At 42.9% G+C, this 10829-nt stretch carries 12 protein-coding genes; 7 read left to right on the top strand and 5 right to left on the bottom strand.

Annotation, left to right across the window (positions count from 1 at the left end; translation table 11 throughout):
* Window positions 1-37: 37 nt before the first annotated feature.
* Window positions 38-2080, bottom strand: a complete 2043-nt coding sequence (locus tag A2W93_08555; GenBank protein ID OFY55912.1) for a DNA ligase (NAD(+)) LigA — start codon at window positions 2078-2080, stop codon at window positions 38-40.
* A 38-nt stretch (window positions 2081-2118) separates the two neighbouring features.
* Window positions 2119-3186, bottom strand: a complete 1068-nt coding sequence (locus A2W93_08560) for a hypothetical protein (protein ID OFY55900.1) — start codon at window positions 3184-3186, stop codon at window positions 2119-2121.
* A gap of 114 nt (window positions 3187-3300) precedes the next feature.
* Here A2W93_08560 and A2W93_08565 point away from each other — a divergent pair, with 114 nt between their 5' ends.
* The gene (locus A2W93_08565; protein ID OFY55901.1) at window positions 3301-4764 is read left to right on the top strand and encodes a hypothetical protein; all 1464 of its coding nucleotides are present in this window, start codon (window positions 3301-3303) and stop codon (window positions 4762-4764) included.
* Window positions 4761-6203 (top strand): D-alanyl-D-alanine carboxypeptidase/D-alanyl-D-alanine-endopeptidase, encoded by a 1443-nt coding sequence (locus tag A2W93_08570; GenBank protein ID OFY55902.1) that lies wholly within the window; start codon window positions 4761-4763, stop codon window positions 6201-6203. Before A2W93_08565 ends, A2W93_08570 begins: the two co-directional genes overlap by 4 nt.
* Before the next feature lie 70 nt (window positions 6204-6273).
* On the opposite strand, the gene A2W93_08575 is transcribed toward A2W93_08570, so the two are convergent.
* On the bottom strand, window positions 6274-6852 hold the full coding sequence (locus tag A2W93_08575) for a four helix bundle protein (GenBank protein OFY55913.1): 579 nt from the start codon (window positions 6850-6852) through the stop codon (window positions 6274-6276).
* A 330-nt stretch (window positions 6853-7182) separates the two neighbouring features.
* Between A2W93_08575 and A2W93_08580 the strand changes: the two genes are divergently transcribed.
* The 3 genes from A2W93_08580 to A2W93_08590 all read left to right on the top strand — a co-directional run bounded on the left by A2W93_08580 (window position 7183) and on the right by A2W93_08590 (window position 8850).
* Window positions 7183-8202 (top strand): branched chain amino acid aminotransferase, encoded by a 1020-nt coding sequence (locus A2W93_08580; protein ID OFY55903.1) that lies wholly within the window; start codon window positions 7183-7185, stop codon window positions 8200-8202.
* Window positions 8203-8280: 78 nt separating this feature from the next.
* Window positions 8281-8571 carry a septum formation initiator gene (locus A2W93_08585; protein ID OFY55904.1) on the top strand — a complete coding sequence of 97 codons (291 nt, stop codon included), beginning with the start codon at window positions 8281-8283 and terminating at the stop codon, window positions 8569-8571.
* Window positions 8572-8850: a hypothetical protein gene (locus A2W93_08590; GenBank protein ID OFY55905.1), complete on the top strand. Its 279-nt coding sequence runs from the start codon at window positions 8572-8574 to the stop codon at window positions 8848-8850. It abuts the gene before it with no gap.
* Window positions 8851-8942: 92 nt separating this feature from the next.
* Here A2W93_08590 and A2W93_08595 read toward each other — a convergent pair whose 3' ends face one another.
* On the bottom strand, window positions 8943-9344 hold the full coding sequence (locus tag A2W93_08595; GenBank protein ID OFY55906.1) for a hypothetical protein: 402 nt from the start codon (window positions 9342-9344) through the stop codon (window positions 8943-8945).
* Between the two features lie 2 nt (window positions 9345-9346).
* On the bottom strand, window positions 9347-9652 hold the full coding sequence (locus tag A2W93_08600) for a hypothetical protein (GenBank protein OFY55907.1): 306 nt from the start codon (window positions 9650-9652) through the stop codon (window positions 9347-9349).
* Window positions 9653-9827: 175 nt separating this feature from the next.
* Between A2W93_08600 and A2W93_08605 the strand changes: the two genes are divergently transcribed.
* Together A2W93_08605 and A2W93_08610 are read left to right on the top strand one after the other, a co-directional pair.
* Window positions 9828-10211 carry a hypothetical protein gene (locus A2W93_08605; GenBank protein ID OFY55908.1) on the top strand — a complete coding sequence of 128 codons (384 nt, stop codon included), beginning with the start codon at window positions 9828-9830 and terminating at the stop codon, window positions 10209-10211.
* A 10-nt stretch (window positions 10212-10221) separates the two neighbouring features.
* On the top strand, window positions 10222-10829 hold a 608-nt coding region (locus A2W93_08610), incomplete at its 3' end, for a DNA-binding protein (GenBank protein OFY55909.1).

Here is a 10829-nt window from a genome sequence, read left to right on the forward strand (position 1 = left end):
AAATTCATTGCGACAATAATCATTTGCGCACATTGCATTATGATATCATCATCAAAAAATCATTCTCGTCAATAATCTTCACGCCAAGCTTTTCTGCGGCCTTACGCTTGGCCGGCCCCATATTGTCGCCAGCAAGTAAGTAATTTGTTTTTGCAGAAACCGATGAAGCAACTTTTCCACCATTTTGCTCAACAATTTTCTTCAGTTCGTTTCTGCGCTCAGGCGACGAAAAAACACCGCTGATTACAAAGGTTAGCCCAAGTAGCTTTTCGCTCTGTAAGGCCTGCTTCTGGACTTTGAACTGCAGTCCCGCCAATTTCAAACGATCGATCAGCTGCATATGATTGAGTGACTGGCGCCAGCTTACAATGCTCTCTGCGATGATAATACCCACATCTTCGACTTGCACCAGCTCTTCGGCAGGTAAAAACAATAGCCGATCCATACTCTCAACGTTGCGTGCAATCTTCGCGGCAATCGTTTCTCCCACATGTCGGATACCCAACGCAAACAAAACTTTTTCGAACGGAATTGTTTTTGAATTTTCAATTCCTTTCAAAATATTCTCAACGCTCTTTTCCTGAAGCCGCACCACACGCGTCTTTCCAGTGGTATCATTGGTCATCGACTTTTCAAGTCCCAGCAACTGATCGGCTCGGAGCGAATACAAATCAGCCACATTTTTTACAAGCCCCTTGTCGAACAGAAGCTCCACTTTTCCTTCGCCAAGACTATCGATATTCATTGCCTTGCGAGAAATGAAATGTTCAATTTTTCCTTTGATTTGCGGGGGACACTCCATGTCATTCGGACAAAACCACCCGGCTTCACCTTCATTACGCTGCAGCATTGTTCCGCATTCAGGACATTTTTTTGCGAACTCAAAAGGTGCGCTGTTAGCGGGACGCAGCGATAACTCAACACCTGTAATTTTAGGAATGATTTCGCCACCTTTCTCAACATAAACCGAATCGCCGATGCGAACATCAAGCGTCGAAATAATGTCGGCATTGTGCAGCGAAGCCCGTTTCACTGTAGTGCCTGCAAGTTGCACCGGATCGAGGTTTGCAACAGGTGTTACCACACCGGTGCGTCCTACTGAAAACTCAACGGACAGCAATTTTGTGCATGCTGCTTCGGCCTTATATTTATACGCAACCGCCCAGCGAGGCGATTTGGCGGTATAGCCCATCTGCTCCTGAAGCGCGATGCTGTTGGCTTTGATAACTGCACCATCAATGGCAAAAGGAAGACTATTGCGTTTTTCCGACCACTCATCAAGGTATGCTTTCACTGCATCGACACCTTTGCAACGGCGCACAAAATCAGGTATTTTAAATCCCCAGGTTTTTGCCTTTTGCATCACATCGTAATGTGTGTCAGCAACCACTTCGTCGCTCATAAAAGAATACAACATACAATCGAGACGACGGGCAGCAACCTCCGATGAATCCTGCAATTTCAGCGTTCCCGAAGCCGCATTTCGCGGATTGGCAAAGGGTTCATCACCGTTGTCGAACCTTTCCTGATTCATTCTTTCAAACGAAGAAAAGGGAAGAATAATTTCGCCACGCATTTCAAACAATTGTGGAAATCCGCTTCCCATCAGGCGCATCGGAATATTGTGAATTGTTTTTACATTTGCGGTAACGATATCGCCCCGGCCCCCGTCGCCACGCGTGACCGCGCGAATCAGCAAGCCGTTTTCGTAAACAAGACTGATGGCAACCCCATCGTATTTGGGTTCGCAGGTAAATTCAACATCATCGCCGCCGGCTTTGGTGCAGCGCGTAAAGAAATCTGTCAACTCTTCTACGGAGTACACATTCGACAAAGAAAGCATCGGGAATATATGTTCGGCATTGCCGAATTGTTTTGTTATCTGACCTCCGACTCTTTGAGTTGGGCTATCGGGCTCCACATGACCGGTTTCCTTCTCCAGACGCTCCAGCTCTTTGAGCAGCATGTCAAAATCATAGTCCGAAATTTCAGGCCGGTCCTTTGAATAATACAGAAAGTTGTGCCGGTTGAGTTCGGCTGTGAGAAATTTGATTCGATCCAATTTTTCGCTCTCGGTCATATCCATTTTTACTTAAGAAATGATTGGTATCAATGGTTTCAAAATCCGATATTAAATAATATAAACGCATAGCCGACTATAAAACCAACCAAAATATTGATGAATTTCGCAATTAAAAAACTCCTCTGCGATTCGGCCAGCAGCGGCAATGCGCCATGTCCGTCCTGAACAATGCTGGAGCCCATCAGCACTCCCAGCGGGATGTAGCCTCCGGCAAACATGGTGACAAAAACCATATGCGGTCCTGATTCAGGAATGAGACCAATTACGCAGGCTATTAAAAGAAGCGTTATTGGATTTTCTTTCATCCACATTTCGGCATTCAGCTCGGGAAGTGCAAACTCAATGAGAATGAGGGCGCCAAAAGTCCAAAGAAATACTTTCAGAAAGTGTTTTTTAATCACATGCCCCCACAAATGCTCGTTGATAAAATGATCCGGCAATCTGAATGAAGCAATTAATGTTAGTAAAGCAAGCCCCGCAAAAATATAGTTGATATATTCTTCGAAATGAAAATGTTTCATCACGGAATGCTCGCTTTCTTCATGCCCATGCATACCGGTTCCGAAAAGCAAATTCACAATAACCAGAGCGAGTCCGAAAATCAATAATGCACGTGGAAATGAAATATTCCTAAGGTTTTCACGAATGGAGTGTTTTTCATGCTCATGCGAATGATCAAGCTGATGAATTTCAAAATGCATATTCCGCACCATTATGGTTTTCTTCCGGAAAATAAAATGAACAGCAAAACCGACAAGAATGGCAATAACAGCTAACCCAATGTGAATGTATATTGTTTGAACCGGAAACATCGAAAACATTAGAAATGCTTCGTCGCCCGAGGTGGCAATCAGAGTGGCAACCAGGGCGCCAAAACCAACATTGCCGTGCGTGAAAAGCGATACAATGAAAAAAGTCCCGAAACACCCGGGGAGCAAGCCCATAAATGTCCCAAGAAAAATCTGTCCTGTAATATTGTTTTGCATCTTTTTCAGCCATTTGCCCTGGCTGCGTACATTGATGAATTCAATCATCAACATCATAACCAGAATAATCCCGGTTAACGTCAATGCTGTATGAAGAAGCGACAGAATCAATTCCATAAAATTTCTTTTCAACGCAAAAGTAATGTTTAAAAATTGAAATTCAAATTTTTACAGCACTAAATTCGTTCATTTAATATGAAGGAGTGCTGCATTTTTTTATCTTTGCCATTCATGAAGTTTCTGAAGGTTTTTCTGTTGATATTTGTTTTGAATCAGTTGCGCTGTAATGCTCAAACGACTGATATTCCATTGCTTTCGCCAGCACAAGCACAATCAGATGTTTCTTTTTTTGAAAAGCTCTTCTTCAGTACTCACGTTGATTTGGCATTGGTTACAGATACATCGCTGCTTCGTTTCAGAATCGACACTTTGCGTTCCGGGCTTGATGATTCTATTTCTGCCACTGAACTTTACCGAAGGTTAACTCCTGTGTTCAGCTCAGTACGCGATATTCATTGCTCGCTCTCTCTGCCGGCAGAAAGCAACGATTATTTACAGGCCGGAAATCTGTATCTGCCACTCTATGTTTTTTGCAGCAACCGCGAATTGTTTATCAAGGGAGACTTTTTTGACTCATGCATGGTAGGTGGTAGAATTATCAGCATAAACGACGTTCAGTCTGATTCGATATTTGACATCTTAATGCTGCATTCTGCCTCAGAAGGCGAAAACATTCACAGCCGCGAGAAAATTGCAGAATATCATTTCCCATCTGTTTATCCTTTGTATTTTAATGTCGACTCTGTAAATACGATTCTGATTGAATACAATGGAGACACGCTGAATAATTTTCTTCCGGGAGTGGATCCTAAACTCAGCTTGTATTCCGACTATTTCGAAAACGGGTTTGACGAACAGAAACACCCCTATCAATTCGGATTCACCGACGACAAAACCATCGCATATATTCGCATAGAATCTTTTATGGGCGGCAATCCGGGCGAGTACCGCTACTTTCTTAAGAATGCATTCCTGCATATTAATAGACTTGAACCTGTTGCATTAATTCTCGATCTAAGACACAACGGAGGCGGATTTGCCGATTACGGCAAGTTTCTTACCCGATTCCTGATGAAGGAACGATATACCTATGTTCACAATCTTGTTTCCAGATCAAGCAAAATTGCTCAGCGTGAAATAATACGACAGACCCCGTTTCAACCGGAAATTGTAAGACTACTGCAATACACTTTTGGCAATAAAGCTATGCGCGGCCTGTGGAATAAAAAAGAAGGATTGATCGATACAACCTACGAAAAACAAGTGAAACCTTTTCGGTCCGGGAAAGTATATTCAGGATTTCTTGTTGTAATGTTCGATGGAATGAGCGCTTCAACAACAGGTCTGGTCTGCAATACGCTCCGAAAGCGCCCGAATACTCTCTTTACAGGACTGCCGGCCGGCTGCACAGTTTCGGGGACCTTTGGTCAACCAACAGAATTCGAGTTGCCAAACAGTGGAATTATTGGCTACATAAGTATCCTGAGATTCAATCAGGACACAAACCCCTCGGTGCTTACGCCAATCATGCCCGATGTGGAATTGCCCGAATCGGCAAGTGACCTTATTTTTGAAACAGATTCTCAACTGAACTCGGTGCTGAAGCTCATCAGAGAAAAAATCAGAGAAAAATGAAATTAAAAATCCTTCTCATATCTGTTCTGATAGCATCTGCTTCAATTGTATCAGCTCAAAATGAGTTATTGAAACAATCTGTCGCTGATCTGAAAAATGATCCATACCTGAAACAGAGCAATTGGGGAATGATCGTATTCAACTGTGATCAGAAAAAAGTGGTTGAGGAGTATAATGCAGATAGTTTGTTTATTCCGGCTTCTATCGTAAAGCTTACTTCTACCTCCACCGCGCTGGAAGCACTTGGTGACACATTTCGTTTTACCACGCGCGTGTATATAGACGGTGAAATTGGCTCAGACAGCGTCCTTCACGGCAATCTGAATATTGTTGGAGGCGCAGATCCTACCATCGGATTTCCGTTTTTCGCCAAAGAAAAATTCATTGACTCGTTGTATGCAGCCCTGAACCGAAGCGGCATTAAGCGCATTGAAGGAAATATCTGTGGCTATGCAGGTGTCTTTGATTCGCTGATTATTCCAGACACTTATCCCGATGACGACCGCGGTAACTACTACGGAGCCGGCACTTCAGGCCTTATTTGGGATGGCAATGCCATTACACTCTCGTTTAGCACACCTACCACTTTCGGTGCGAAAACGACCTATAAATCTGTTTTCCCGCCTTTTGCAAATTTTATTCTTGAAAATAAAACAACTGCCGGGCGCAGCGGAACAGGCGACAACAGCATTGTGTGGGGCAATCCCTTTGAGTTAGAACGAATGATCGACGGCACACTCCCTCCAGGTAAAAGCAATGTCGAAGTATATGGCTCAACGCCCGATCCGGCGCTGGGATTCACCATTGCGGTGCAATCATTTCTTAAACAAAAAGGAATCGTCGTTTCAGGAAAATGCTGTGGCTATTATCTAAACAACGGAGAGTACGGCAGACCGCTTCTGACCTATTGTTCGCAGCCATTATCCGAAATCATTAAATACACCAACAATAAAAGCTACAATGTCGCTGCAGAGACTTGCCTGAAAATGTCAGGACTAAAAAAATACGGTAGTGGTTCCTGGGAAAGCGGGCTGAAAGCGGTGTATGAGCTGTTCGATAAAAACAACGTTGACCCCAAAGGCATGAAACTCTACGATGGCAGCGGGTTATCGAAAGCCAACCGGGTTTCACCCAAAGCCATGGGCACCTTCCTCATGAATATCCGCACCGAGCCATGGTTTGAGACATTATATGCATCACTTCCAATTGCAGGCGAAAGCGGGACGTTGAAAACCATGTTTGAGGGCACCACTGTAAAAGGCAAGCTCAGAGCCAAAAGCGGATACATGAAAACGGTACGCGCCTACGCAGGATATGTTCCCAACCAGAAAAATGAAATGATGTCCTTCTGCATTATTGTGAACAATTATTCAGGCAATGCTTTCGCACTCAAGAAAAAACTGGAGAAGCTGATGGTGAATGTTTCATTGGCAGAGTGATACTATCTTGCTGTTTTCTTCTTCTGGGACATCTGGGACTAATGCGACGAGTCTCATATATCCCAGAAGACTATTCTTTGCTGTTTTTTCGCTGTACTCTTGCGTGAGTCATCCTTTCCCTTAAGCCGCCTTCATTCAGGAAAGCAGCTTCCAGTTGTTTGATTTGCTGATTCAGCAGATAGGTTGTAATCTGTATTAATGTAATCATTGCATTGGCGCAAATCTCAGGGTTTTCATGCTCAATTGCTTTTCTGAAAGTTTCATAAGTAGGTGTCGGCGTACTTCTGTTGAGTTCTCGAATGCGGGCAACAAGACGATGATTTTTGTCCCAGACCTGGAGTTTGTTTGTGCGCAGGAAGTCTTCATAATCAATCCGAAGCTCTTCCAGACTGGCGCGCGCCACATTAGTCAACTTAATCTCTGTTTCTTTCGAAGTGGCCGAAGCCATACTTCCTTCGGCAATATTTTGCTTTCCACTACGTGCTGCCTGAACCATCTGACCTACAGTACGGTCATATTTATTGAAAAAACGTTTAGTGAAATATACAGTGCCGTCATAAACTATCTCTGCCTTCTGATAACTGAAAAGATTTCTGTAACCACCATGTGTGGGTATAAATCCCTGAGTAATGTTTTTTTGATCAGACATACAAATAATAATTTCTAAAAAAATGTAGCCAAAGATGGTGAAATCAAAATATAAAATCAAATATACAACAATATTACATGCTCAAACTAAATGCATTAGTGAATATTTTACTTGCAGAGTTATCATGTCCTCAAATTTCTTCACTGTGACTGCTGGGACGCTTGCGACGCGTCATAGGTGTCACACGTGTCCCAGATGATAACTCCTTATAGTTTTTTCATTGAATTCATTGATTTGCATCAACCTTTCATTTGAAATAATATTTGCTGCCGAAAATGTCCTGATTATGAATTAATATGTACTTTAGCAGCGAAACTATAACTCACTGATATGGAAAATATAGAATGGTCAAAATTGCCTTTTGGATATCAAAAGACAGCAAAAAACGTCCGGTGCTATTATAAAAACGGCGCCTGGTCGAAACCTGAAACATCGGACTCTGAATATTTGAATATTCACATAGCCGCTACAGCTCTGCATTACGGGCAGGAAGCTTTTGAAGGAATGAAAGCCTATCGCGGAAAAGATGGCGATGTGCGCTTGTTCCGCTGGGATGAGAATGCAAAGCGTCTGGCACGCAGTGCGCAGGGAATTCTTATGGCCGAAGTCCCCGAAGACCTCTTTTTCGAATGCGTGAAGACAGCCGTCCTCGAAAATCTTGATTATCTGCCACCTTACGGAACCGGAGCTTCGTTGTACATCCGTCCGTTGTTGTTTGGTTCAGGTGCCGAAGTAGGCGTAAAACCGGCCAGCGAATACATGTTCATTATTTTTGTAACCCCGGTTGGTCCTTATTTTAAAGAAGGATTCAATCCTGTGAAAATTGCAATTATTAAAGACAGCGACCGTGCAGCTCCGCTGGGAACCGGCACCATAAAAGTGGGCGGAAACTATGCAGCCAGCCTCACCGGTGTTATGAAAGCGCACAAAGCCGGCTATGGATCGCCGATGTATCTTGATTGCAAAGAGAAAAGATTTATTGATGAAATCGGTGCTGCCAATTTCTTTGGAATTAAGGATAATACCTACGTGACTCCCAGCAGCTCTTCAATTCTGCCTTCCATTACCAACAAAAGTCTGCAGGTACTGGCCGAAGATCTGGGGCTGAAAGTTGAAAAACGCCCCATTCCGCTCGACGAGCTTGGCTCTTTCGAAGAAGTGGGCGCCTGCGGCACTGCTGCAGTTATTTCGCCCATTGGACTGATCGAAGATCTGGAAACCGGCACTAAATACGAATTCTGCAAAGACGGAAAAGCCGGAAAATGGAGCACCGCTCTGTATCAGAAGCTTTCAGGAATTCAATATGGCGACGAGCCCGATACTCACAACTGGATTACTGTCCTGAAATAAGGATATCAACTTTAGATGTTTGATAAAAACTGTCCTGCATGAAAAATGGCTGGACAGTTTTTTTTATTTTTGCAAACAATGAATAAGAAGATCTGGGCGGTCATCAAAAACAAATATTTTATCGCTACGATGGTTTTCGTAGTCTGGCTGGGCTTTTTCGACCAGAATAATTTCGTTCATCAGCAGTCGCTGCGGAGCGAGCTGCACAAAATCAAAAAAGAAAGACAATTTTACCTTGATGAAATTCATCGCGACACAAAAACCTATCTGGAAGTAGTGAGTAGCAATGAGCGGCTGGAGAAATTCGCCCGTGAAAAATATCTGATGAAACGCGACAATGAGGATATTTTCCTGGTTGTGTATGAATAGTTGAAAGTAGCCAGTAGTCAGTGGCCAGTTAGATTAAGAAATGACTTTCGTTACGCGTTACAGTCGTTACAATCGTTACAGGATCGTGTGGCCGAAGGCATAAAAGAAAGCTGCGAAGCGCCATTGGATACGCTAAAGGCGCTATATATCTTAGTCTTGGGCCACGCCGCTGTCACACTGAGCCCTGCGTCCCGCAGGATAAACTCCGTCGAAGTGCAAAATGGCGGGATAAACTCCGCCCCAGAGACAAGAAGACGCGAAGCTCCTTTGAGGTGGTAGGTCACGCGTCAGGAGACGCGTGACCAGGTCTAGTATTAAAGCCAATCGGTTGGTTTTTGTTTTTTTATAAACCCTTTGAAAGATTTTTGCTATTAATAAGTTCTCGCAAGACTAATATAATATTGGTTAATGTTCAATATTTTAAACTCGAAAACTCCATCACGATAATCTTCTAACCTTAGTATGACTTCCCTGTTTACTCTTTTTAGAGCCCACCTAATATTTTCTGGCTCAGAATATCTGGAACTTCCATCAAAATAGATACATGCATAGTTTTTTTTGAAATAGTAAAAGACATTCGGGTCACAATCACAAGATTCTAAAGAAATATTCATTGTGTCACCAAGCTCTACAGAATAGAAGTAGCTGCATGAAAGCCAATTATGGTCCACATCCGTAAGTAATTTAAATACTTTCATTTTCGATTGACTAAAAGCAACTGTCGGTATTATAAAAAATAAAAAGAAAACAATCTTGACTCTCATGATAAACATAATTAGTCAATCACAATTTTCTTAACGATCACTTTTTTGTCTGCATCTTTCAGCACGTCGCCATCTTTCGTTACAGTCACTTTTACATCAAGATTTTCAAGAGAGTCTGCAGCATCTTCATCAAGAGGTATCGTAAACATTTCGGGCGATTCGCAGGAATGCATTTTCATCATTTCCATCATAGGTCCGCCCTGCTTGCAATTTCCGATACCGGACGGTTTCATTATCCATCCGAAAATGAATCCAAGTGCCGCAAATACAATGGCAATCAAAATAATGGCCAGCCAGTTTTTGTTGAATGATTCCATAGTGAGGATTTTTATCAAAGATAAGAATATTGCGCCTGAGCACTTATGAGTGATATTTGTTTTCTGGAGCTATTGTAGCCGACAACAAACAGTTACAAATACTTATATCCGAAAGTAAATGCTTATTACCGGCTTTCGCAGTAAGAAGCAAATACATTTGCCAAAAATTCCGATTATGAAAGCAGAAAAAGTTGCAAAGGAACCAAAAAAAGAAAAAAAAGAGCGAGCATGGCCATCTAATCTAATTGAACTGAGTGGCTATGCAGGAAGTGATCCCGTTTTTCAGCGCTTTGGCGAAAATCGTCTCCAGGCAAGATTCTCGCTGGGAACACATCAACTGTTTCGCGACAGTAGTGGTCAATGGATCCGCACAACAGTCTGGCACACGATTGTGGCTTGGGATTATGCTGCCAGAAAAACCGTTGACATGGTCAGGCGCGGCAGCCATGTGTCGCTCAAAGGCCGCCTGCGGAGCCATAATACAACCACATCAGACGGGCAGGAAGTCAACAGGGTTTATATCATCGCCAATGAATTGACTGTGAATATTGCTGCATAAAACTACTATTATGAAAGAAACTGATTCAGGATTGGTAATTCCGGAAATTGAAAACCGGATTTTCACCATACGCGGAGTGCCCGTTATGATTGACCGCGATCTTGCTGAGTTTTACCAGGTCCCAACAAAACGTATCAACGAACAAGTGAAACGAAATTCAACACGTTTTCCTGAGAATTTCCGTTTCAGACTCACAAAAGAAGAATTGAACCAACTGGTCGCAATTTGCGACCGGTTTCAAATACTTAAACATTCATCCTCCTTTCCGAGTGTGTTTTCTGAGCAGGGAGTAGCCATGCTTTCCGCAGTAATCAATAGTACTGTGGCTATTCAGACAAGCATTTGCATAATGAATGCTTTTGTTCACATGAGAAAAATGCGGAATCAAAACAACGATTTGCATTTGAGGATAAATACTTTGGAATATAAACAAACCGAAACAAACATCAAGTTCGAAAAAGTCTTCAACGCTCTCGAAGCGCGCGCTGAAGCGCCCAAACAAGGTATCTTCTTCGAAGGTCAGATCTTCGACGCGTGGGTTTTTGTGTCTGACCTGATTCAATCTGCAGAAAAGTCGATTGAGCTCTGGGACCACTATGTAGATGCATCAGTATTGAT

This window comes from Bacteroidetes bacterium GWF2_43_63 (genome assembly GCA_001769275.1).
Classification (GTDB): Bacteria; Bacteroidota; Bacteroidia; order Bacteroidales; family DTU049; genus GWF2-43-63.